Source organism: Cohnella sp. SGD-V74, from assembly GCF_003001675.1.
Taxonomy (GTDB): Bacteria; Bacillota; Bacilli; order Paenibacillales; family Paenibacillaceae; genus Cohnella.
Window position 1 is genome coordinate 281,098 of sequence record NZ_PVYW01000007.1, and the last position, 23,929, is coordinate 305,026.

Genomic DNA, 23,929 nt, shown 5'->3' on the forward strand with positions numbered 1-23,929 from the left:
ACTAAAATTGGATTCAATAGCCTGGAGAAACGCGATGGGCAAATTCGCGACGGGAATTACGGTCGTGACGACGACGGACGCGGACGGCAAGCCGCAAGGGATGACGGTTAACGCGTTTACCTCGCTGTCGCTCGAGCCGCCGATGCTGCTCGTCTGTCTCGACAACAAAAGCTCGACGCTGACGCATATTTTGGAATCGAGGAAGTTTTGCGTTCATTTTCTGTCGGAGGAGCAGGAGGCCGTCTCCCGGGCTTTCGCCCGCAAAGGAGAAGCCGATAAGTTCGAGGGTTTCCCTTACTTCGCCGGAGAGACGGGCGTGCCTGTGCTGGAAGGCTGTCTGGCATACGTCGAATGCGGCTTGCGCAAAGCGGTGGAAGGCGGCGACCACCAGATCCTGCTCGGGGACGGGCTGAAGCTCGTCGTTCCGTCGTCGGGGGCCGGCCCGCTGCTCTTCTTCGGAGGGAAATACGGCCGGCTGGCGGAAGAGGCGGAGGCTTCATGAAGATTACCGCAATCGTAGGCAATCCTAGAAGCCGCTCGAAGTCGTTCGGCGTCGCCGAAGAGATCGTTCGCCAACTGGTCGCACGGCTGGATGGAGAGGCCGACGTCGAGCTCGTCGATCTGGCGGATTACGCTTCCGCACTGCTGGAATGGGGCAATCCGGGAGCGGGGCGGATCGTGCAGCGCGTATGCGAGTCGGATATTGCCGTGTTTGTCAGCCCAACCTACAAAGCCACCTATACGGGACTGCTGAAGCTGTTCGTCGATCAGCTTCCAATGGAGGCATTGTCCGGCGTGGCGGCAATCCCCGTCATGGTTGGGGCGGCCCCGCAGCACAGCCTGGCCGTGGAGGCGTACTTGCGGCCGCTGCTGGTCGAGGTCGGCGCCGTCTGCCCGACGCGCGGGCTGTACGTAATAGACTCCCAGATCGACCGGCTGCCGGAGACGGTGAGCGGCTGGTACGAGACGTCGTCCGCGGCGCTGCGCGGCGTCGTGTTCGGCAAGGGGGCATGAGAGGAGACGAAGCGAATTGGTCACGCAAACGTTGGATGAAGCGAAGTCTACGGTGCAGACGCGAATATTGAACGCGGCGGAGGATATTTTCGCGCGGATCGGGTTCGCGGGGTGCCGCATGAACGATATCGCGGCGAAGGCCGGAGTTAATCAGGCGCTCATCCACTATTACTTCGAATCCAAAGAGAAGCTGTACATGGACGTCGTAACTCGTCTATTCGAGCAGTGGGAGCTCCACGTCAACGAAATTCTTTTGGAGGACGAGGAGCCTCAGGCGCTGCTGCGCAAATATATCCGGGAGCACTTCGAACTGAAGTGCAAGCTCCCCAATCTGCACATGCTCTACCATCGCGAGTCGCTGGAGGGCGGAGATCTGTTCCAGAAGTACGCTTCGGCCAAGTGGACCGGGGATACCGAAGAGAAGATGCGGATTATCGCCGGGTGGAAGCAAGGGGGGCTCATCCAGGGACAGATTCACGAACGCGTGCTGCTGCAGTTGATCTGGGGAATGATGAATCAGTTCTACTATCGCAGCGAGGACAACTTGCGGGAAGAGATGCAATTGCAAGGCTCCTATGAAGAAATGAAAGAGTTGCTGGCCGACCAGATTATCCGGACGACGCTGTACGGTGTGCTCCCGCGGGACGAAGGGCAGGGCAAGGCGGAAGGCGGCGCGGCCGTCTCCCGAAGCGCGTGCGTGCTGCTGCCGAAGGAAGTGCGGGCTTACGATACCGCGGACGTCGAGGAGCTGCTGAACGCGCTGCGTCTTCTGCACGGGATGGAGCTCAGCGTCGTCGATAGCGCGGGGGAGTTGTTCCAAGCGATGGGCGAAGAAGATCCCTGCCTCGTCGTTGTACTGGCGGCGACGGCTTTCGGAGAAGTGCCCGCGCCGGTGCACGAGCTGTTGGCCCGTTCGGAAGCGGAGCCGGGGGCGATCGCCGATCGCTTCGTCGCCGTATGGACGGCGGCCCGGGAGAGACAGGCCGGCGACCAACTGCAGCGGACGCTGGAAGAGGCGTTTAATCGTCTCGGCGCATTCGCGGTGTCCCGCGTATCCGGCCAGAGCGGCCGGGAGTACGCGGAGCGCTGCGCTAAACTTGCAAGAAACTAGGTGGTCGAGGTGAATTCGGATACGGCGAAAGGCTCGGCATCCAGGCTGAATTGGCTCATGTCGGCGCTTCTCGTCAGCATTTTCCTGACGCAGGTGGATCAGACGATCGTCTCCACCGCGCTGCCGACCATCGTGTCCGAATTGAACGGCCTGGAGCATATGTCCTGGGTGTTTACCATTTACATGCTGTGCTCGACGGTCGTCATGCCGATTGCGGGCAAGCTGTCGGATATTTTCGGGAGAAAAGGCTTCTATATGTTCGGTCTGGCGGTGTTTCTGCTCGGATCGGCTCTGTGCGGGTTTGCCGGAAGTATGGCCGAGCTGATCGTCTACCGGGGCATTCAGGGGCTGGGAGCGGGCTTCGTGATTCCGATCACGTTCACGCTCGTGTTTACGATCATGCCGAAGGAGAAGGCGGGCAAGTACCAGACGTTCTATATGAGCGTGTTCGCCCTGTCCTCCATCGTTGGCCCTTCGCTCGGGGCGGTCATTACGCAGAACCTGGATTGGCGCTGGAACTTCTACATTAATCTGCCGATCGGACTGTACGTGTTTATCGTCTTGAACCGGACATTGAAGGAGAAGTCGGCTTCGAAGGCTCGCCCGTCCGTCGACGCGAAGGGGGCCGCGCTGCTGGCGATCACGACGCTGTCGATCCTGCTGGCGCTGAAGCTGGGCGGGGAGCAGTACGCATGGCTGTCCGCGCCGGTCATCGGGCTGCTGTTGGTCGGCGCGGCGGGACTTGCCCTGTTCGTGGCGGTCGAGAGACGCGTGCGCGAACCGATTTTGCCGCTGCAGCTGTTTCGCGTCCGGTCGATATCCGGAACGTTGGCGGCGACGTTCCTGCAGGGCGTCATTCTGTACGGAGCGCTGCTGTTCATTCCGCTGTTCGTGCAGGGCAGCATGGGCGGCGACGTAGGGGATGCGGGCAACACGCTCACTCCGATGATGTTCTCAATGATGCTCGGGGCGACGATGAGCAATGTCCTGATGAAAAGGTGGACGTACCGCGCGGGGATGATCGCATCGATGTCGCTGGCGGGCGCCGGCATGCTCGGAATGGCGTACATGCCGCTTGACGCGCAAATGTGGAAGATCGCTCTGGTTATGCTCGTCGTCGGGATCGGAATCGGCATTCTGATGCCGCTGGCCCAGATGGCGGTTACCTACGGGGCGGAAGATCGCTTCAAGGGCGTGGCGACGTCGACGGTCGGCTTCAGCCGTTCGGTCGGCGGAGTGTTCGGCTCGGCGGTGCTGGCCGCGATTGTGAACGGCAGCCTGTCGACGGCCGTTCGGCGCCATGCGGCCGAGCTCGGGGCGGCTTCGCCGGATTTCGCGAATCCGCAGCAGCTGCTGGCCGCCGATTCCTCGCTGCCCGAGCCGACCGCGGCGCTGCTGCGGCAAGCGCTCGGCGAGTCGGTGCAGCTCGGCTTCTGGTTCCTGGCGCTGGCCGCCGTCCTCGGCATCGTCGCGGCGGCCTGCTCGGGCGGCGCTCGCTTCCGCATCGACTCCGAAGCCGATCTGCGTTCCGCCGCCAAGGCGTAAACCTTGGAATGAACCTCCGTTCCCTTTGCGGGATCGGAGGTTTTTTTGGCATGGAGGGATGTGCTGGGGACGGCGACGAGACCGATGGGCGGCGGCAAAGGCCCGGCTCGGCAGGGCGCGCGTGAGTCGGAGGCCAAGAAAGTGCCTTGCGCCCTCGAAGAGGCCCGCCCCAATCGCAAAACCTCCGAAAAAAGACCAATCTAAGGGGATTTGTATATTTAAATCGTTATTTACTCATATAGAAAACCCGGTTGACGCTCTTTACAATTGAAATTACGGGTGTACGTACTTTGGGAGCGGAAGGATGAGCGTGACAATGAAGATGACGAGCGGAAGGGCGTTTGCAATCGGAGCCTTTGCTCTGTCCGCGCTATTGCTGTTTGCCTATCTGGAATCGAATCGGGATGCCCCTTCCGCCCGAACGAACCCGCTATCCCCTTCGACGGCCGCGTCCGAACAAAAAAACGAGAGGAAAAACGAGATGAAACATGAAGTGAACTCCGAAGTTCCCGAGGTTTCCGTCGTCGGCCAGAGCCGCGTTCTTACCGATTCCGAGGTGACATCCTTGTGGGGCGGAATAGATCCGCGGTATTCGCCCGATCAAGCCGTTGCCGCCGTTCAAACCGCACTGCCGCAAGAGGCATACGAGCAAATATTTCCCTGCCGGATCGGATCGGCGGAATGGCACAGGGTTTCCGCCGATCTGCCCTTTTACCGCATAGATCAAACCGATTACTATTCGTACAACAACTTGTTGGCCGCCATTGCGGATGTCGCCAATATCAAATACAAGGTCGAATACAGGCAGGGCGACGTCCGGAACAGACGCGTATTTCGGTTGGACAAAGAGACCCGGACGGAGACGCTTGTCTACCAAGTCGCCGAGTTTGACGCTCCCTCCAACAGGACGGTTCCGATCGTTTCGCAATCGGTCGATTTCGGCGCCTTCCTTCAGGAAGGGTCCGAGCTGCAGCGCAAGCACGAGCTGGCGGCTTTCCTGGCCAATATCGCGCACGAAACGGGCGAAAATGTGCCGCCGTCCCCTAATGAGCCGAGGAGTGCGTGGGGGTTGTTCTGGAACGAAGAAATCTCCTACATCAACACCTCCGGCGTTCATTATTCCGAACCTCACGACGATTTTCCGCCGGTGGCGGGCAAATCCTACCATGGACGCGGACCGATCCAGTTGAGCTGGAACGCCAATTACGGTTTGATCAGCGGAATTATATACGGGGACAAGGATAAGCTGCTGCAGAAGCCCGAGCTTATCGTCCAGGACGGCAAGCTGGGCTTCATGACGGCCATCCTGTTCTGGATGACCCCGCAGCCTCCGAAGCCTTCCGCTCACGACGTGATGGTCGGCAACTGGACGCCATCGGAATCGGACGTTGCCAAAGGGTTAACGCCGCCGGGGTTCGGCATTACCATTATGATCATTAACGGCAATCTGGAGCGCAATCTGGACGAAACCGACGGGCGCATCGCCCGCCGCGTCGGTTTTTACCGGGGAATTACCGGTTATATGGGAGTTTCGATCGAAGGGGAGAAAGTGAACACGCTGGGCATGAGCCCGTTCTAAGTCTGCTTCGTATAAGGCTTGGCCGACTCGTTCACGATGTCCTCGCCGACCGGGTACATCGTGAACATCCAGTGGTAGAAGTTGTCTCCGTTCTCCTTCAAGTAAGCGAACAGCCGCCCGTAATGATCCGCGATCGTCTCTTGCAGGGACGGCTCGTCAATCAGGTTGCGCATCTCCCAAGGGTCGGCTTCCAGATCGTAGAACTCGTTGACGTCGGGCGGGTTGACGACGAGCTTGTAGCGCTCGGTGCGGATCATTCGCTGCGGATACGGGAAATGATGCCCGTGGAACTCGGCGAACATTTCCTCTCTTTCGCGCCAGCCCGGCTTCCCCTTCAGCAGCGGCAGCAGGCTCTGTCCGTCGTACCGCTCCGGCACCTCTCCCGTCGCCTCGTCCACGAACGTCGCCGTCAAGTCGAGCAAGGAGACGAGACGGCTCTCTCTTTTGCCGCCGCCCGGCGCTCCGGGATACTTCGCGATCAGAGGGACGCGGTACGTATCCTCGTACATCGCCGGACCTTTGTCGTACAGCTTGTGGTGTCCTTCGAAGCTGCCGTGGTCGGTCGTGAACGCGATCATCGTGTCGTCTGCCAGCCCCAGCTCCCGCAAAGCTTCCATCACCCTTCCGATCTGCTCGTCGATCAGCGTCGTGAAGCCCCAGTACATCGCGATCAGCTTTTTGACCTGCCGCTCCGTATACGACGAATAGCACCAGTGCCGGTAATAGTTATATTGCACCCGGGGCTTGCCCTCGAACGTCTCCCCGAAGCTCGGCGGCAGCTCGACGTCGTCCGGGTCGTACAGGTTCGCATACTCTTCCGGAAGGAAATACGGCATGTGCGGCCCGAAGAAATGCAGCCCCAAGTAGAACGGTTTCCCTTCCTCGAGATACCTTTTCCCATAACGCCTAAGCTTGCCTATCGCTTCCTCCGCCAGAAAGTAGGAGAACGTCGCCTCAACCGGTTGCTTCAGCAAGCCGCCCATCATATTGCCGGGTTTGCCGTTGTCGAACGTTCCCTGAATGACGTCCTCGACCCGGAAAGGCGGATAGCCGCGCTCCTCCAGGTAGCGGACGTAAGCGGGGTGATGGACGGTCTCGCCCCATCCGGGGTAATGCTCCCCGTCGAACCCGAATTCCTCCGGAGGCCGGTCTTTCCCGACATGCCACTTGCCGACATGGCCGACCTCGTAGCCGGCTTCCCGAAGCTCGCGGGAGAACGGAACGTGCGACGGGTCCATCTCCACCGGATAGCAGACGTTGCGCTCATAGTTGGCGATCAGGCCGTGTTTGCTGGGCTTAAGCCCCGTGACGACGGAAGCGCGGGCGGGCGTACAGATCGAAGTCGGCGTATAAGCGCGCTCGAAGAGTACGCCTTCCGAGGCCAGCCTGTCGATGTTGGGCGTTCTGCACACCGAATTGCCGTAGCAGCCGAGCGTGTCCGCGCGTTGTTGGTCCGTGAAGAGGAACAGAATATTTTTGGCCATCGGCCTGCGCACCTACCCTTTGACGGCGCCGGCGGTCAAGCCGGAAACCATGTATTTCTGGAAAAAGAGGAACAGCAGCGAGATTGGTACGATCGACGTGACGCACACGGTCATGATGCTGGCCCAGTCGTACGACAGCTCCCCGATATAGCGGATGGAGATGCCGGCGTTCAGCGTGCGCAGCTCGTCCTTGTTGATCAGCGTGAGCGAGTACAGGAAGTCGTCCCACGACAGAATGAACGAATAGATGCCGATGGAGAAAATGCCCGGCTTGGTCAGCGGCATGACGATCCGGAACAGGATACCGAAGCGGCTGGCCCCGTCGATCTTCGCGGACTCTTCGAGCGCGACCGGAATGTTGTCGAAGAACACTTTGATCATCCAGATCGAGAACGGCAGGCTGGCCGTCGTCAAGGCGATGACGAGTCCCGTTCTCGTATTCAGCAGGCCGTAGCCGTTGTAGATCGTATAGAGCGCGATCAGCAGCGACACGACGGGCAGCATCTGGGTCGAGAGAATCGAGAACATCGCCAGCGATTTGAAGCGGAATTCGAAGCGGGAGAAGCCGTAGCCCGCGAACATCGCGGCGATCAGCGTAATGGCCGTCGAGCCGAAGCCGACGAGAAGGCTGTTGCGGTAGTAAGTCGTGAACACGTTGTCCGCGAACAGCTTCTTATAGTGCGAGAGCACCGGCTCGGACGGAAACCACTCCGGCGGAATGCGGAACAGCGCCGAGTTGCCCTTGAACGAAGTGAGCAGCATCCAGTAGAGCGGGAATACGAGAAACAGCAGGAACGCGGCCGCGCCCAGCAAGGGCAGCGCGGCTCCGAAAATTCGTCGTTGTCTCAATGCGCCGAGCCTCCTTTGCCTTCCCCGATGGCGAACAGCCTGTTATATCCCCAGGAGAACAGCAGCATGATGATCAGCCACAGCGCGCCGATCGCCGCCCCTTTGCCCAGATCCAGATCGATGAAGGCCGTCTTGTAGCTGAAAATGGCGAGCGTCGTCGTCGCGTCGACCGGTCCGCCGCTCGTCATAATCCAGAACAGCGGGAACATCTTGAAGTTCTCGATGCAGGCGATCAGCGTGACGGTCTTGATCGTGTCCTTCAGCATCGGCAGCGTAATGTAGAGAAATTGCTGGCGCTTGGAGGCTCCGTCGATCGTCGCGGCCTCATACATGTCGCCGGGAATGCCCTGCATGCCGGCCAGCAGCATCGTCACCATGAACGGAAGCTGCTTCCACAGCGCGGCGAGCATGACCGCCCACAGCGCCAGCTGCATGTCGGACAACCATTGGAGGGGCTGGTCGATCAGGTGAAGCGACTGCAAAATATAGTTCAGAACGCCGTACTGCGGCTGGAACAGCCACATCCACAGCAGCGCCCCGATGATGGTCGGGACGACCCAAGGAATCAGAATAACGGTCCGGAGCGCTCTCCGGAACGGAATTTTCCCATTCAGAATAAGCGCCAGAGCCATGCCGAGAACGAACTGGATGGCGACGACAGAGAACACGTAGCGGAACGTCACTCCGATGGAATGGACGAAGTCGCCGTCGGCGAACAGCTGCTTATAGTTGTCGAACGAATTCCAGACTTGACTCTTCATGCTCAGCAGAGACACCTGGAAGAAGCTCATATAGAGCGACTTGACGATCGGGATGCCGATCGTGGACAGCAGCAAAATAAAGGCGGGACAGATGATGACGGCCAGGAAAATCGCATCTTTGGCCTTCTCGCTCAGGCGGACGCCTCTTCGCTCCAATTGAACGGGTTTATGCACGGAATTCACTTCCTTGTGACGGTTTGATTGCCGGACGCGGGCATGACGAAACAAGCATGGGGCTGCATCGCAAGCGAAGCGGGTCCGCCGAAGGCGGGCTTCGGGTGCTTATCGGGCAGCCCCATACGGGTGCAAGGGATGGTCCGGCGCAAGCCGGATTACTTCATGATTTGCTTCAGCTTGGCGTCGAGCTCGGCCGCGACCTTCTCCGGGCTCTCGTTGGCGACGGCGACCTTCTGCACCGCCTCGGCGATTTCCAGGTAAGCTTGCTCGAGTCCGGGATTGTTGGCCGGGAGCGGCTTGATCTTCGTCATCTGATCGACAAGCGTCTTATCGAAGTCGGTGGAGTTGAACTCCGGCAAAATGCTGATCGACTTGCGCGCGCTCATGACGTCGCTGTTCTGGTGGTACAGCGAGATCATCTCTTCGTCGGTCAGGAACTTGATGAACTCCGCGGCCATTTCCGGATGCTTCGAATCCTTGCTGATGACCAGGCCGTGCGCTTCGCCGATGGAGACGTTGTCGCCCGTCTTGTTGACCGGAATCATCGCCGCGCCCCATTTCTCGTCGAACGCTTCGCCTTGTCCGCTCAGGTTCTGGAACACCTTCCGTCCGTAATACCCGTCCGAATACATGCCGAGCCGTCCGATGCTGAACAGGTTGCGCAGATCCTTCAGCTTGGCTCCTTGCGGAGACAGGTTGTTTTTCACCAGCGTCTGGTAGTATGTCAGCGTCTCGATTACTTCCGGCGTATTCACGTTGACTTGGCCGTCTTCTCCGAAGAGGGAGCCGTTAAAGCTGTAGATGTTGCGCAGAGCGATCATGCCGTTGATCGGCAGCTTCTCCGTCGCTTCTCCGAGCCCGTAGATTTGCTCTCCGCTGTCCGTCTTGAGCTTGGAGAGCTCCTCCGCGAATTGCAGCATTTCATCGTACGTTTCCGGAGCGCGGTCGGGCAGTCCCGCCTTCTGGAACAACTCTTTGTTCCAATAAAGGATGTAAGGGGACGGCGCCCAAGGAACGCCCATCAGCTTGCCGTTATAGCTGTAATCTTCCTTATAGCTCGGGAACAGATCGTCGATGAATTCCTTGCCTACGAGATCGTCCAGAGGAACGATGATGTCCGAAGCCGCGTAAGTCGGGAACGTAGCCGTAAAAGTCTGCATGATGTCCGGCGTGTTGCCCGAGGATGCCATGACGAACGTCTGCTGCTTGATGTCTCCGAACGGAATGCCGATGTATTCGATCTTGACGTTCGGATGAAGCTCCGTGAACTTCTGCGCCATTTGCTCCAGGGCGCCTTTGGTCGCTTCTTCGCTGATGCTCCAGGAAGCGAATTGCAGCGTGATCGGTTCTCCGGCGTCCGGCGCGTTCGATGCGTCCGAAGACGAAGACGCGGCAGGAGACGAGGAGGACGGAGCGGCAGGGGTATTTTCTTTGTCCGAGCTGCACGCCGCGAGCGTTCCGAGTGCCATGACCGCGGCCAGGGCCAGCGTCGTTTTTCTAACCATTTCTGTGTGACCTCCAATTCGATATCTGAATAGTTGGGCTTGCTGGATTTATCATAGAACGGCCGGGAACCGCGGTAAATCGCGCATTCCTGACGTTCGTCGTCCGAATCGGCACAATCGGGCGTATCGACTTTATGACATCGATGCTCAATTCCTGATATCGGGCCCGGAATGGAGGGGATTGGGAGTTCCCAATCCCGATTCGGCTGTGCCATAATCGAAGGTGCGCTTAAGACGACGAAACTACGAGGAAACGAGGAAGCAAGATGACCGCCAAGCGCTGGATTCCGCGCAAACCGAACAGACAGTTCGTCCTGTACTTTCTTTCCTTTTTTCTTGTAATCTTGCTGCCCGTTATTTTGCTTAGCCTCTCTTCCTATAAACTGATGTATTCTACCATTCTGGACGAGATTCGCCAAGGCACGTCCAACGCGATGAAGCAGACCGGCCTGTCCGCCGACCGCTTGCTGCTGGACGTGACGACGCTGTCGGTGCAGCTCGGCCTGGACGGCAAAATCTATACGTCCTCCACGAACGTGGAAGACGCGTATTTGGTCAACGAAATCCGGGATCGGATCTCCACGCTTGCCGCGGAGAACGGATACGTGCAGGCGGTGCAAATTTATTTTCGCAAAAACAATCTCATTCTGTCCTCGGACGCTCCGAACCGGCATTACGCGAACCAGGTCAACGACGGCTGGATTCGCGATTTCTCGGTCAGCGGCAAGGAGCAGCTGTGGCTTCCGACCCGTTCGTTCGTCGATCAGGACGGCAACACGCAGCGTATTATGACGCTCGTCCGCAAGTTCCCGGTCGCCTTTCCAAGCAATACGGGATACGTGGCGATTCATATTTTCGAGGACCGGTTTTACGAGCTGTTGAAAATGGCGGGGGCCGATCGCGACAACCGTCTTTATCTGGCCGACCCTTCGGGAGCCGTTCTGTCGGCGTATCCCCGGCTTGCGGGGGAGGAAGACGAGAGGATGGCGGAGCAGGCGGCCTCGCTGATCGCGGGAGAAGAGAGAGGGAATCGGGTCGGGAAATTCGGCGGGCAGGAGGCGCTGATCTCCATCGGAGATCCGCTGCGCAACGGATGGACGATCGTCTCGGTCGATTCGCTCGACTACTTGGAGGAAAGGCTGGGCTATATCCGCAGGGTTATCATGTTGACGGGCTTCGTGCTCGTGGCGCTCGGATCGGTCATCTCCTTCTTCCTGTCGCGGACGATGTACAATCCGATCAAACGGCTGTTCGAGAAAGCCGAGCGCGTCCAGAAGGAGTTCGCCCTCCCCGCCTCGTCGGACAAGCCGGGCTCGCTCGTCGACGTCTCGGGCATGGTGGACCAGCTCATCCATCGGCACAAGGAGCTGGAAGCGGCTTACGAGATCGGCCATTCCGCGATGGTCGACCGCTTCCTCTATCAATTGTTCTACAATCGCGCGAGCGGTGATCTCGAGCAGAGAGTGGACGACATGAGGCTGCCGATCACGCCGCAGGGCTTCGTCGTCATGATCGTCGAGCTCGACGGATACGCGGCGCTCAGGGAGCGTTACAGCGCGAGCGATCTGAACCTGCTTCGCTATGCGACGCATAACATCGTGCAGGAGATCGTCTCCAGCCGCTACGTATGCCTGGGCACGGAGATCGCCGACAACCAGATCGCGGTGCTCGCCAATATCGAGTCGGCGGCGGAATTCGACCGCGTCCGACTGGCGGAGATGGCGGGGGAGATCATTCAGGCCGTCCGCTCGTATTTGAACTTGTCGGCGACGATCGGGTTCGGACAGCCCGTCGACGCGCTGGCGGACGCGCACATGTCGTTCCAGCAGGCGTCAGACGTCATTCGCCGGAAGCTGCTGACGGACGACCGCAAGGCGTTGTTCCACGAGAGCGAGGAGCATGCGCAGGCGTTCCAATACTTCTATCCCGTCCAGTTGGAGAAGGCTCTTATGAACAATATCCGGGCCGGCAACGAACAGCAGACGAGGGCTTGCCTGGAGCAGTTGAAGGCGGAGCTCAAGGGCAAGCCCGGCTTGTCGCACGAGAACGTCTACCGGGTCTATCACCGTCTGATCGACGAGGCGATCGATCTGGCCGTAGACGCGGGCCTGGCGTGGGAGAACGTATTCGGAGAAGGCAACGTCTACCGGGAGCTGGCCAAGCATGAGACGATCGAGAGCATTCATCTCTGGCTGGAAGAGGTGTTCCTGAACGTCATCGTCCAGCTGAGGGACCACCTTCGCAGCCCCTCGAAGGCAGACGCCGCCGTCGCGTATATCGCGGAGCATTACCGCGAGGACATCTCCGTGGAGCAGATCGCCGACGCCGTGCAGCTTAATCCGGCGTATCTCAGCCGTCTCTTCAAGCAGTCCACGGGCAAGACGGTGCTCGAGCATCTGACGCTCGTCCGCCTTGCCCGCAGCAAGACGCTGCTGCGCGAGACGTCGCTGAACCTGAGCGAGATCGCTCAGCAGATCGGCTATAACAACGCGAACAGCTTTATCCGTTTTTTCCGCAAATACGAGGGCGTGACGCCAGGCGAATTCCGCAAGCTGCAAGGCCAGGCCTCCAAGCCGGAGGAGGAGTAAGGCTGGGGATGCGCCGGCTCGGGAGCGCCGCCGGTTCGGGCGCGCTGCTGCAAGGGTACGGCTATCCCGCCGACTCGGTTAGGCTGTACCGGTACGGCTATCCCGTCGGTTCAGGGGCGCTGTATCGGTACGGGGTTATCCCCTCGGCTCAGTTACGTTGTATCGGTGCGGAGTTATCCCATCGCTTCAGGAATGCCACCATTTGCGCAGCTTCTTCCACCAAGGCCGGCTGGGCTGCTCGGGGCGACGCGCGTCCGAATCGACGACCGGTCCGAGCGGACCGCATGAGCGGGCGGGCTCGGTGCCTTGCAGGAACACCTCGATCGCGCCTTCTCCCGGACAGGCCGGGGAGGCGAGCAGGCCGGTGGTTGGATCGATGTAGGCATGAACGACGCCTTCCGGCACCGGAAAACCTTTCGGAGGAGAGCCTGCCAGCGCCGCCTCGGTAAACTGGGCGAAGATCGGGGCGGCGCGATGCGCTTCGCCCGATGTAATCGGCCGTCCCCGATCGTATCCCACCCATACGGCGGTCGCCAGCTCCGGCGTATAGCCGACGAACCAGGCGTCGGAATCGGTCGTGCCCGACTTGCCCGCGACGGGGCGGTTCAGCATCTTCGACACCCTCCGCGCGGTGCCGCCTCTCTCGAACACACTCTTCAGCAGATTCGTCGTCACGTAGGCGAGGGCGGGTTCGACCGCCTGCTCCTGCCGCGGATGGCTTTCGTACAAAATTTTGCCGCGGCGGTCTTGGACGAGCGTTATCGCGACCGGCTCGGCTCGGGCTCCCCCGTTGGCGAAGGCGGAGAAGGCGTACGCCATCTCGAACGGACTGACGGGGAACGTGCCGAGGGCGAGCGAAGGGACGGCTTTGAGCGGGGCGGTGATGCCCAGCTTGCGCGCCATCGCGATGACGTTCTCCGGACCGGTCTGCATGATCGTATGAACGGCGTAGATGTTGTCGGAGGCCGCGATCGCCTGGCGCAGCCCGATGTCGCCGTGGAAATAACGTCCGTTGTAGTTGTTCGGACGATAAATCTGCCGATCGTGATCGAAGTAGAACAGCGTAGGCTCGCTGCGGAATCGCGTCGCGGCCGTAATCGCCCGGCTCTCCAGCGCCGCCGCGTACACGATCGGCTTGAACGAGGAGCCGGGCTGCCTCGTGCTCGCGAACACCCGGTTGTACTGGTTGGCGCGGAAGTTGCGTCCTCCGACCATCGCTTTAATGTAACCGTTGCGGGGATCGACGGCGATCAGCGCCGTCTGCAGCTCCTCGCCGGCCCCCTTCAGTCCCTTCTTGACGGCGGCCTCGGCCATCTGCTGCACGCGCAGATCGAGCGTCGTCCGGATCGTCAGCCCTCCTTCGTTCATCAGCCTCTCGTCGATGCCGAGACGTTCGACGGCCACCTTCTTGACATATTCCGCGAAATAAGGGGCGGCCCGTTCCTCTTCTTCGGGCAGGGCGCGGACGGCGACGCTCTCGCGGGTGGCGCGTTCCGCCTGCAGCTTCGTGATCTGGCCGGTTTCCAGCATCGATTGGAGCACCTTGCGCTGACGCGCGCGGGAGCTTCTCGGATTCAGATGCGGGGAATAGTAGCGCGGCCCCTTGGGGATGCCGGCGAGCAAGGCGCTCTCGGCGATGGTCAGTTCCTTGGCAGGCTTATTGAAGTAGAGCTTGGAAGCCGCCTCCGCGCCGTAAGCGCCATGGCCGTAGTAGATCTGGTTCAGGTACAGCTCCAGGATCTCCTCTTTGGAGAACGCCTGCTCCAGCCGGGCCGCGTACCAGGCCTCCTTCAGCTTGCGGGTCCACGTCCTCTCGTGCGACAGATACAGATTGCGGGCGAGCTGCTGGGTGAGCGTGCTCGCGCCCTGCTCCTTGGACATATGGCGCAGGTCGACCCAGGCCGCCCGCGCCAGACCGCGCCAATCGACTCCGGCGTGCTCGTAGAAGCGGCGGTCCTCGACGGCCAGCGTGGCTTTGACGAGCCAGGGGGAAATATCGGCGAGCTTCGCCGTCGGCCGGTTGACGCCGCCCTTCAAGCTGGCGATCGTCTGCCCGTTCGCGTCGACGATGCGGGTCGACTGCATCGTTGCCCCCGCCGGCAGCGGCGCATATCTGAGCAGCACAAATCCCGCCGAGGCCAGAGCGATCAGGCTCAGCAGCGTCATCCAGCCAATCCGCCGGCGCAGCTTGCTCCATTTGGAGACGGCGGGCGCGGTCTTCGCGTCCTTGCCGGTCTTGCGATCCATGATGAGGCCCCCTTCGCGACGCATAGGAAATCGTTACCTATGTAGTATGGAGAAGGAAGGGGGAGGCTATTCCCGGAGCCGGGCTTCCGGCCGGACGGGCAATCGTAAACCGCGCGTTAAATTCCGCTTCGAGTTGTTGCTTTTTGGCGTCGATTTTATATAATACATCTAGTTTGATACAATTAAGTTCGGGTTCACAAAGTCCGGTTTTCAGCACCGAGAAAGTAGGGGTGGCGCATGTCCTCCATGGAACTGTGGTATACGGAGAAGCAAACCGAGAACTTCGGCATCACGATGAAGATCAAACGAACGATGGTCCACGAACAGACGGATTTCCAAGAGCTCGCCATGATCGAGACGGAGGAATACGGCAATATGCTCGTGCTCGACGGCATGGTCATGACGACGGAGCGGGACGAGTTCGTCTACCATGAGATGGTGGCGCACCCGGCGCTGTTCACGCATCCGAACCCGGAGAACGTTCTTGTGGTCGGCGGCGGAGACGGCGGCGTCATCCGCGAAGTGCTGAAGCATCCCGAAGTGAAGAAGGCGGTGCTCGTCGACATCGACGGCAAAGTCATCGAGTATTCCAAGCGGTACTTGCCTTCCATCGCGGGCAAGCTGGACGATCCTCGCGTCGAAGTGATCGTCAACGACGGGTTCATGCACATCCACGACCACAAAAATACGTACGACGTCATCATGGTCGATTCCACGGAGCCGGTCGGCCCTGCTGTAAACCTGTTCACGAAAGGTTTCTACCAAGGCATTCACGACGCGCTGAAGGATGACGGCATTTTCGTGGCGCAGACCGACAACCCGTGGTTCAAGGCCGAGCTGATCCGCAGCGTCAACCGCGACGTCAAGGAAGTGTTCGACATTGTGCGCGTGTACGCGGCGAACATTCCGACCTACCCGAGCGGCTTGTGGACGTTCACGCTGGGCAGCAAGAAATACGACCCGCTGTCGGTCGACGAGAGCAAGCTTCCCGAGCTCGACACCAAATACTACTCCCCTCGGCTGCACAAGGCGGCGTTCGCGCTTCCGAAGTTCGTCGAGGATCTGACGAAGTAAAAGGAGAATCGTTCACTCTATGCGCTTAAATCAAGCTTATTCCGGTAATGTGTTCATCTGCAGCTCCGACGATTACGCGGCATCCCAAGCAGTCATCTACGGGATGCCGATGGATTATACCGTCTCCTTCCGCCCCGGCTCCCGTTTCGGCCCCGGCCGCATCCGCGAAGCTTCCGTCGGACTGGAGGAATACAGCCCTTATCTGGACCGCAGTCTCTATGATCTGGCGTACTTCGACGCGGGCGATTTGCTGCTTCCGTTCGGCAACGCGGCGAAGAGCCTCGATATTATCGGGGAATACGTGCGGGGCGTTCTGGCCGACGGCAAAATCCCTGTCGGACTCGGAGGCGAGCATCTCGTCAGCTGGCCGGTCATTCAAGAGGTGTACAAGAAATACCCCGATCTCGCCATCCTGCACTTCGACGCGCATACCGACCTGCGCGAGGATTACGAGGGCGAGCCGCTGTCCCACTCCACGCCGCTTCGCAAAGCGGCGGAGCTGATGGGGCCGTCCAACATCTATCAGTTCGGCATCCGTTCCGGCTCCAAGGAAGATTGGACGTACGCGCAGGAGTCCGGCATCCACTTCCATCCGTTCGAGGTGGCCGAGCCGCTGAAGAAGGAGCTTCCTTCTCTGGCCGGCCGCCCGGTCTACGTTACGATCGACATCGACGTGCTCGATCCGTCCGCCGCTCCCGGCACGGGAACGACGGAAGCGGGCGGCATTACGTCCAAGGAGCTGCTGGAAGCAATCCATGCGATCGCGCGCTCCGGCGTCAACGTCGTCGGCTTCGACCTTGTCGAAGTCGCTCCGATCTACGATCCGACGGAGATGACGCCGATCGTCGCCTCCAAAATGATTCGCGAAATGCTGCTCGGCTTCGTAAAATAAGAAGCTGATCGAGTTAAGCCTCCGGTTCGCCGCTTCGGCGCGTGTCCGGGGGCTTTTTGGCGTTTTGTGACGAGGAATCTCACATCAAACCATACAAGAGTAGACGATTTTCGCCCAAAATCAAAAAAATGTCACCCTTTATTCCATATGTGATGTGAAATGGAAGATAATAGCTTCCAACTGCGTCTCCGTATGTTACAATAGCTGCCATAGATATAAGACTTTAGACATGGGGTGGAGCTTATGTTCGGATGGCTCGGCTGGAAGCAAGGTTTGCCTTTGTGGTGGTCTTATCGGTTAAACGCGAAGTTGAAGAAAGACGTCGAGGACATCTTCGAAGGAATCGCGGATACGCGCGTGCAAATTCTCGAAGACTGGACGAACGACATGTGGCTGCATCTGGAACGTCTGAGGGAGCAGATGGTGTCGGCCAAGCCGGCGTCCGGCGGGAGGGGGAAGGACGAAGAGCAAGGTTCGGAAGGCTGGGGCGGACTATTCGAAGCCGTCTACGCCAGGGCGTCCGACGTAACGGAGCTGTTCGTTCTCGACACCCGGGGAGTTGTCGCCCATTCGACCTGCGCGGCTCATATCGGCCGGGACTTCGGAAGCGGCTCGCCGTTCGCGGCCGGCTGGACGTACGCCCGGGAGAACGGAGGCCGCCCGTGCCTGTTCGGTCCTTACGGGGACCCGGCAACGCTGGAGATCGGTCCGAGATCGTCCTCGTTTCACGATAAAATGACGCTGATGTTCCTGCTGCCCATCGTTAAAGACGGAGTCTGGGCCGGCGCGCTCTGCGCGAGGGTGCCCAACGACGTTATCGGCGATTTGATCCAGAGAGAGTCCGGGCACGTATACCCGGATTCTGGGGACAACTATATTTTTATGGCGGAGCCCGTTCTGAACCGGCACATCGCGCCCGGAACGGCGCTGTCGCGCAGCCGGTTCGAGGACCGGACGTTCACGCACGGGGAGAATCTGAAGGACGGCGTCACGACGGATTGGGGCACCGTTGCCGTCAAGGAGCATACGGAGCTGGAGCTGAGGTTCACGGACCCGGCGACCGGAGAGCTGCATCCCGGCGTCGCCAATACGATTCGCAACGGAAGCAATCTGTTCGTGGAGTTTCCCGGCTACTCCGACTACCGTCACATTCCGGTTATCGGCAAGGGCGTCACCTTCCGCCTGCCGCATTGCCCGGACAACTGGGGGATGATGTGCGAAGGGGATTTGGAGGAGGTTTACCGCATCCGGGGCATCGCTTTCCGCCAGCTGCGCATGCAATTGGCGCTGGCCGGAGGCTTCGCGGCCGCGACGGCCGCGCTGCTGCTCGTGATCGCTGGACAAGCTTCGCCTTTGCTGACGGCGCTCAGCGCGATTGTTTTTAACCTGCTGTTCGGCCTGGTCTTCGTCTATTCGTCGCACAGGCGCACGGAGGAGAAAGTCGTCGATCCGATCCGTCAGGTCGGACGCTTCATTCGCATTAACGCCGAAGGGAAAGGAGATCTCACGCAGCGTCTGGACACGAACGGATTCGACAACGACGAATCCCGCGAGCTGGCGAAATGGATCAACAACATGATCGATTCGCTCGAAGGCATCATGCTCAAGGTTCACCTGGCGGCGGGGGACGTGTCCGTCAGCCAGCAGCTGCTCAAGGAGTCCACGGCGACGACGGCGTCCTCGACCGAGCGGGTCAGCGGGAAGGTTCACGACATGATCCGCAGCCTGAGGCGTCAGCTCAAGGACATCGACGAGGCGAAGAACGTAACCGACGAGATGCGCAAGACGCTGAGAGAGCTGGAGGAGAAGGCGTCCGGGCAGATCGCGGTCGCTCAAGGAGAAGTCGGCCGGATCGGGGATAAAATGTCGGAAATTTCCGTGCGGGTCGCGGAGACGAACGAGACGATCCGGTTGTTCGCCGACACGGCCAACGAAATTCGCGGGGTTCTGAACGTCATCCAGGAAATCTCCGCCCAGACGAACCTGCTCGCGCTTAACGCGTCCATCGAGGCCGCGAGGGTCGGCGAACACGGCCGCGGCTTCGCCGTAGTCGCCGGCGAAATTCGCAAGCTGGCGGATCTGACGCGTCAGTCGACCGAGGAAGTGCACGGATTTGTGGAGAAAATCTCGCTGCACGCGCAGGATGCCTATTCGTCGATCCGCGAAGGGACGAAGGTCGTGCAAGAAGGGACCGAGTTGGTCGCTGCGGCTTCGGAGACGCTCGGGAATGCTCAGGCGGAAGATTCGCGCAAAACGCAGGTCGTCGACGAAGTCGTCGTCCTGATGGAGAAGGTGGCAGGGGTCAGCATCGAGAACCGCGCCATTTCGCGTGAGGTGGAAGGGCAGATTCAGGAACTGCAGGCGGACATCGTGAGCGTGCGCCATACTTCGGGCAACGTCGAAGCGATTACGGGCTTCATGCAGCAGCTCGTCGGACAATTCCGCCTTCGTGAGGCGAAACGGCGGTAGGACGGGGAGGGGGTACGGGATTTCTGCTACCAATATGAGTGAGCTATGATGAATTTCGTCGGCAGGAGAATAGGCCATCCCCTTTCAAGTCTTTTTTGATATAATTATTTATATAAGAGTATCCCTCACCGGGAAGGTGGACAGGCTAGATGAATATAAATATTGAATATCGAAACAAGAAGCGGGTGTTGCTTGTGAAAAGATACACTCATGAGAAGAAACTCCGAGCATTGTTGAATACCAAAGCCTCTCTTGCGATTGAAGGGTTGCACCTCACCGCTCCTGAAGAACAGCTTGTCACTAAAAGAGCTAATGGAAAAATGAAAAATGGGGATTTTTTGGCTCGTGCTATGGAAATAGCCAAAAATGTATGACCGGAGCGATTCGAAATATTGCTATCCCGGTAGCAACGTTCTAGTAGAGCATTCCAGAAGTAAATGCAATTGCGATCGAAGCCGATGCAATCTTACTCTCCAACCCGACTCAGCACGGTTGCAGCTACTCTGACGCCCCATTCGATGCTCCAACCCGACTCTGCGCGGTTGCAGCTACTCTACCAGCTCATTCGCCGCTCCAACCCGACTCAGCACGGTTGCAGCTACGCTGACGTCCCATTCGATGCTCCAACCCGACTCAGCAAGACTGAGTCAGCCTAGATTCTTCGACATCTTGGTTACGTTACTTCGGGGGCGCTCTACTAGTAAATATACCCGGGTTTACAGAGCAGCGACAACGATGTACTGTTAGGCGCGCTCAGGGATGAGAATCTATTGAAAGGCCTGCCATTGGATCGTTTTATAGCAAGACAAACACGAATAGCTGCTTTTGCAAGGGTTGCCTCTTAAGTCATTGTTTGACTTAGAGGCAACCCTTTTCGCTACATCTCGGAAGGAGCCTGGATTCCGAGCAGATTAAGTCCGTCGCGCAGAACGTCTGCGGCGGCTGCGGCCAAGCTCAGCTTGGAGAACGTCCCGGCTTCGTCCGCGCCGTCGTATATGATTTTCCCTGAGTTGTAGAAACGGTTAAAGTCCTTGGCCAGAGCGAGCAGATACTTGGCGACGACGAACGGCTCGTTCTGGCGGATGGCTTCCCGAATCGCGGCCTCGTAGCCGGACAGCGTCTTGATGCACGCCCACGCCGGCTCCGAGGACAGCTGCGTTCCGTCGACGGAGCAGCGGGAACGCAGCTCCTCGTACTTCCCTCTCCTGAGCAGGCTCCGTATCCGCGCGTGGGTGTACTGCAAATAGGGTCCCGTCTCGCCTTCGAAGCTGACGGCCTCCTCCAGATTGAAATCGACCGACAACTGGCGGTGATGCTTCAAATCCCCGAACACGATCGCTCCCACTCCGACGGCTTCGGCGACCGCTTCTTTGTTCGCCAGATCGGGATTTTTCCCGTCGATGATGCGCAGCGCGCGCTCCGCCGCCTCGTCGAGCACTTCCTCCAGCATGACTACCTTTCCTCTGCGCGTCGACATCTTTTTGCCGTTGATCGTAATCAAGCCGAACGGGACGTGACGGCAGTTCGCCGCCCATCCGTGCCCCATTTTGCGCAGCACCGAGAATACTTGTTGAAAATGCAGGCTCTGTTCAGCCCCGACGACGTAGAGAATTTCGTCTGCCTTCAGCTCCTCATTCCGGTAGAGGGCGGTCGCGAGATCGCGCACCGCATAGATGGTCGAGCCGTCCTTTTTCAGGATAAGGCAAGGGGGCAGCCCTTCCTCCTCCAGCCTGACGATTCTCGCGCCCGCGTCCTCCTCCAGCAACTCCAACTCCTCGAGCTTGCGCACGACGGGATCGATCTTGTCGTTGTAGAAGCTCTCGCCCGCATACGAATCGAACTCCACGCCCAATCTCTCGTACACGCGTTGAAATTCCTTGAGGCTCTCGTCTACGAAATACTGCCACAGCTCGCGCATGGCGGCATCCCCGCGCTCCAGCTTGGCGAACGCTTCTCTCGCCTCGTCTTCCAACTCCGGCCGCTGCTCCGCCTGACGGTGGAATTCCACGTACAGCCGCAGGCTTTCCCGAATCGGGGCCTGTTCCAGCGCCTGCCGATCTCCCCACTTCAAATACGCGACGATAAGCTTGCCGAACTGCGTGCCCCAATCCCCGATATGATTAACGTTGTATACGTCGTAGCCCATGGCGCGATACATGCGGACCAGGGCGTTGCCGATCATCGTCGAGCGCAGGTGGCCGATGCCGAACGGCTTGGCGATGTTCGGGGAAGACATGTCGATGACGATCCGCTTGCCTTTCCCGGCATCGGAGCGTCCGTAGCGTTCGCCCAGCGCCCGCTGCACGAACTCGCTTCTCCAGTGCTCGCCATGGAAAAAGAGGTTGAGATAGCCGCCCGCGACCTCGGCCCGCAAGTCGGAGCGATCGGCGTTAATGACGTCCGCAAGCCGCTGCGCGATCGCGGCGGGCGGCTGCCTGAGCGCCTTGGCGAACGCGAAGCACGGGAGCGAGACGTCGCCCAGCTTCTGTTCGGGCGGAATTTCCAGCTTCGGGTGCACCTCTTCCGGGGGCAGCTCCAAATAAGGAGACAGAATGAAGGATGCTTGCTTCAACAACATGACGGGTTCCTCCTTGTACGTATATATCGATGCGCGAATACGCAAAAAAACCCCGTCTCGTAAAGAGACGGAGGTCGATTCCGCGGTACCACTCTTCTGGCATTCCCGCACAGGGAAGCCGCTTCGTTAAAAGGTAACGGCTCGTCGCCGGACTTCCCTACTGCCGCCTGCAAGGACCGCGGTTCAGGAAATCGACTCCCGAGTGCGCTTCCTTCGAATCCCGCGCCGGCTCCCACCATCCCCGGCTCGCTGCAGTCAGGAAAAACGAAGTACTCTCTCGTTCATCGTCGTTATCGTTATTCGTACATTATAGCCATTTTGGTCCCGGGTGACAATCCGCGTTCATCCCGTTCAAGTTGTTACCTTTGTTTTGGAATTATCCGATATAATAGTAGAGCTATATGTTTCGCTCAGGAGGGTTCCCGTGCAGAAATATCAAGACGCGTTGCTGGCCAACATCCGCAAGCAACTGGAAATATGGTTCGAATCCAGCTCCGCTATTCCCGGCGTGGAAGCGGAGCGGTTTTTGCATTCCGTGAAAGGCACGTCCGGCACGATCGGCCTGACCAAGCTTTACGGCATATCGGGAGAATTGCTGGAGCGGATGCGGCATCGTTCCGAAGACGAGCCGTGGGAGCCGGAGAAGCTGCGAACGTTCATGATCGAGCTGATCGCCGTCTGCTACGAGATTCAGCATCAGGAAGGCGTTCATTCTTCGCTCGTGAGCGCGGAGAACGACCAGTTGGGCGACCAGCCGCTCGTCCTTATTCTCGACGACGACGCGGCGCTGCTGCACTTTCTGAAAGAAGAGCTGGAGAGAGAGTGCTATTACGTCATCGCGACCGTGAATCCCGCGCTGGCCATCCATTATTTTCACGACCGTGCGCCGGACTGCTTCATTCTCGATCTGCTTATTCCCGAGCAGGACGGGTTCGAGGTGATGGACGCGATCAAGGAGCAGATCCGCAAGCGGTACATTCCGACGACCGTCATCAGCATGGACACCGCCCGGGAGACGAGGCTGCGGGCTTTCCGGATGGGAGCGGATGACTTTCTGGACAAGCCGCTCGACATGGAGGAGCTGCTCGTACGGATCCAACGGCAGTTAAAACGCAAAAAGCAGCTGGACGAGCTTCTGTTCATCGATGAGCTGACAGGGGTCTACAACCGCAAATATTTGGAGGAGGCATACCGGACGCTCTGCCTGGACGCGCAGAGAATCCAGGAGCATTTCACGATGGCGATCGTCGATCTGGATCATTTCAAGTCGATCAACGACCGTTACGGCCATATCGCCGGCGACCGGGTGCTGGCGGAGTTCGCGGCGTTCCTGAAGTCGCACATGCGCGCGGCGGACGTCTTGATCCGCTACGGCGGCGAGGAATTCATCCTGCTGCTGCCGAGAACGCGCGAGGAAGACGCCCGTTCGCTGCTTAAGAGGCTGGGGGACGCGTTCGGCCGGATCGACTTCGGGGAGAAGGAAGAGGAATTGCGGGTCACTTTCTCCGCCGGCGTCATCGAGATCGTCGAGCCGGATCCGACCCGCTGCCGGGAGTGGCTGGAGCTGGCGGATCAGGCGCTGTATCTGGCGAAGGAGCTCGGACGCAACCGCGTCGAAGCGGTGAACCGGGACGCGGAGTCCAAGCCGCTGGCGAGGAAGCCGCGAATCGCGATCGTCGACGACGACCCGATCGTGCGGGCGCTGCTGACCGAATATTTGCTGGAGGCGATCGGTCCGGGCAGGTGCGGGGACATTCGCGCATACAAGGCGGGCGAGGACTTCCTGGAGGACGGCTGGTATCGGGAGAAGGCTTCCTATATCGTCATCCTGGACGGCATGCTGCCGGGAATGGACGGGCTGGAGGTGCTGAGCCATCTGCGCTCCCTATCGGAATCGAACCGCTATTCGGCGATTATGCTGACCGGACGCTCGGACAACGACGACATCGTCCGCGCTCTGAAGCTCGGGGCTGACGATTACGTGACCAAGCCCTTCCGGCTGGAGGATCTGCGGACGCGGATTTTGCGCTTGATGCAAAGAATGGATTTCAACTAG

At 59.4% G+C, this 23,929-nt stretch carries 17 protein-coding genes and 1 other annotated feature; of the genes, 11 read left to right on the forward strand and 6 right to left on the reverse strand.

Going from position 1 to position 23,929, the window contains the following annotated elements:
* Positions 1-7: 7 nt before the first annotated feature.
* The 5 genes from B0G52_RS13400 (at position 8) to B0G52_RS13420 (ending at position 5,249) form a co-directional block, all read left to right on the forward strand.
* Positions 8-502 (forward strand): flavin reductase family protein, encoded by a 495-nt coding sequence (locus B0G52_RS13400; protein ID WP_143762556.1) that lies wholly within the window; start codon positions 8-10, stop codon positions 500-502.
* Positions 499-1,014 (forward strand): NADPH-dependent FMN reductase, encoded by a 516-nt coding sequence (locus tag B0G52_RS13405; RefSeq protein ID WP_094045005.1) that lies wholly within the window; start codon positions 499-501, stop codon positions 1,012-1,014. The genes B0G52_RS13400 and B0G52_RS13405 overlap by 4 nt, the downstream gene beginning before the upstream one ends.
* 16 nt (positions 1,015-1,030) lie before the next feature.
* Positions 1,031-2,125 carry a TetR/AcrR family transcriptional regulator gene (locus B0G52_RS13410; protein WP_094045007.1) on the forward strand — a complete coding sequence of 365 codons (1,095 nt, stop codon included), beginning with the start codon at positions 1,031-1,033 and terminating at the stop codon, positions 2,123-2,125.
* 9 nt (positions 2,126-2,134) lie between these two features.
* Entirely contained in the window at positions 2,135-3,670 is a 1,536-nt protein-coding gene (locus B0G52_RS13415) for an MDR family MFS transporter (protein ID WP_143762557.1), read from the forward strand.
* A 304-nt stretch (positions 3,671-3,974) separates the two neighbouring features.
* Positions 3,975-5,249 (forward strand): chitinase, encoded by a 1,275-nt coding sequence (locus tag B0G52_RS13420; protein ID WP_094045011.1) that lies wholly within the window; start codon positions 3,975-3,977, stop codon positions 5,247-5,249.
* Here the strand turns inward: B0G52_RS13420 and B0G52_RS13425 are convergent.
* From B0G52_RS13425 to B0G52_RS13440, 4 genes are all read right to left on the reverse strand, one after another.
* Positions 5,246-6,733: a sulfatase family protein gene (locus tag B0G52_RS13425; RefSeq protein ID WP_094045013.1), complete on the reverse strand. Its 1,488-nt coding sequence runs from the start codon at positions 6,731-6,733 to the stop codon at positions 5,246-5,248. The genes B0G52_RS13420 and B0G52_RS13425 overlap by 4 nt on opposite strands.
* Before the next feature lie 12 nt (positions 6,734-6,745).
* Positions 6,746-7,582, reverse strand: coding sequence for a carbohydrate ABC transporter permease (locus B0G52_RS13430; RefSeq protein WP_198960643.1), 837 nt, complete (start codon positions 7,580-7,582; stop codon positions 6,746-6,748).
* Entirely contained in the window at positions 7,579-8,517 is a 939-nt protein-coding gene (locus B0G52_RS13435) for a carbohydrate ABC transporter permease (protein ID WP_094045015.1), read from the reverse strand. The genes B0G52_RS13430 and B0G52_RS13435 overlap by 4 nt, the downstream gene beginning before the upstream one ends.
* Positions 8,518-8,675: 158 nt before the next feature.
* The gene (locus tag B0G52_RS13440; RefSeq protein WP_094045017.1) at positions 8,676-10,025 is read right to left on the reverse strand and encodes an ABC transporter substrate-binding protein; all 1,350 of its coding nucleotides are present in this window, start codon (positions 10,023-10,025) and stop codon (positions 8,676-8,678) included.
* Between the two features lie 266 nt (positions 10,026-10,291).
* On the opposite strand from B0G52_RS13440, the gene B0G52_RS13445 reads away from it, so the two are divergent.
* Positions 10,292-12,613: a helix-turn-helix domain-containing protein gene (locus B0G52_RS13445; RefSeq protein ID WP_094045019.1), complete on the forward strand. Its 2,322-nt coding sequence runs from the start codon at positions 10,292-10,294 to the stop codon at positions 12,611-12,613.
* Positions 12,614-12,799: 186 nt separating this feature from the next.
* On the opposite strand, the gene B0G52_RS13450 is transcribed toward B0G52_RS13445, so the two are convergent.
* Positions 12,800-14,860, reverse strand: a complete 2,061-nt coding sequence (locus tag B0G52_RS13450; RefSeq protein ID WP_233162652.1) for a transglycosylase domain-containing protein — start codon at positions 14,858-14,860, stop codon at positions 12,800-12,802.
* 246 nt (positions 14,861-15,106) lie between these two features.
* On the opposite strand from B0G52_RS13450, the gene speE reads away from it, so the two are divergent.
* The 4 genes from speE to B0G52_RS13470 all read left to right on the forward strand — a co-directional run bounded on the left by speE (position 15,107) and on the right by B0G52_RS13470 (position 19,669).
* The gene (gene speE, locus B0G52_RS13455) at positions 15,107-15,934 is read left to right on the forward strand and encodes a polyamine aminopropyltransferase (protein ID WP_094045115.1); all 828 of its coding nucleotides are present in this window, start codon (positions 15,107-15,109) and stop codon (positions 15,932-15,934) included.
* Between the two features lie 19 nt (positions 15,935-15,953).
* Complete coding sequence (gene speB / locus B0G52_RS13460) at positions 15,954-16,826, forward strand: agmatinase (protein WP_094045023.1); 873 nt, start codon at positions 15,954-15,956, stop codon at positions 16,824-16,826.
* 243 nt (positions 16,827-17,069) lie between these two features.
* The gene (locus B0G52_RS13465; RefSeq protein WP_094045025.1) at positions 17,070-19,295 is read left to right on the forward strand and encodes a methyl-accepting chemotaxis protein; all 2,226 of its coding nucleotides are present in this window, start codon (positions 17,070-17,072) and stop codon (positions 19,293-19,295) included.
* Between the two features lie 149 nt (positions 19,296-19,444).
* On the forward strand, positions 19,445-19,669 hold the full coding sequence (locus B0G52_RS13470; RefSeq protein WP_094045027.1) for a hypothetical protein: 225 nt from the start codon (positions 19,445-19,447) through the stop codon (positions 19,667-19,669).
* A 503-nt stretch (positions 19,670-20,172) separates the two neighbouring features.
* Here the strand turns inward: B0G52_RS13470 and argS are convergent.
* A complete protein-coding gene (gene argS, locus B0G52_RS13475; RefSeq protein WP_094045029.1) occupies positions 20,173-21,873 on the reverse strand; it encodes an arginine--tRNA ligase in 1,701 nt (566 codons plus the stop codon).
* 60 nt (positions 21,874-21,933) lie between these two features.
* Positions 21,934-22,167 (reverse strand) — a binding site (T-box leader).
* Between the two features lie 130 nt (positions 22,168-22,297).
* Here argS and B0G52_RS13480 point away from each other — a divergent pair.
* Positions 22,298-23,929: a diguanylate cyclase gene (locus B0G52_RS13480; RefSeq protein ID WP_094045031.1), complete on the forward strand. Its 1,632-nt coding sequence runs from the start codon at positions 22,298-22,300 to the stop codon at positions 23,927-23,929.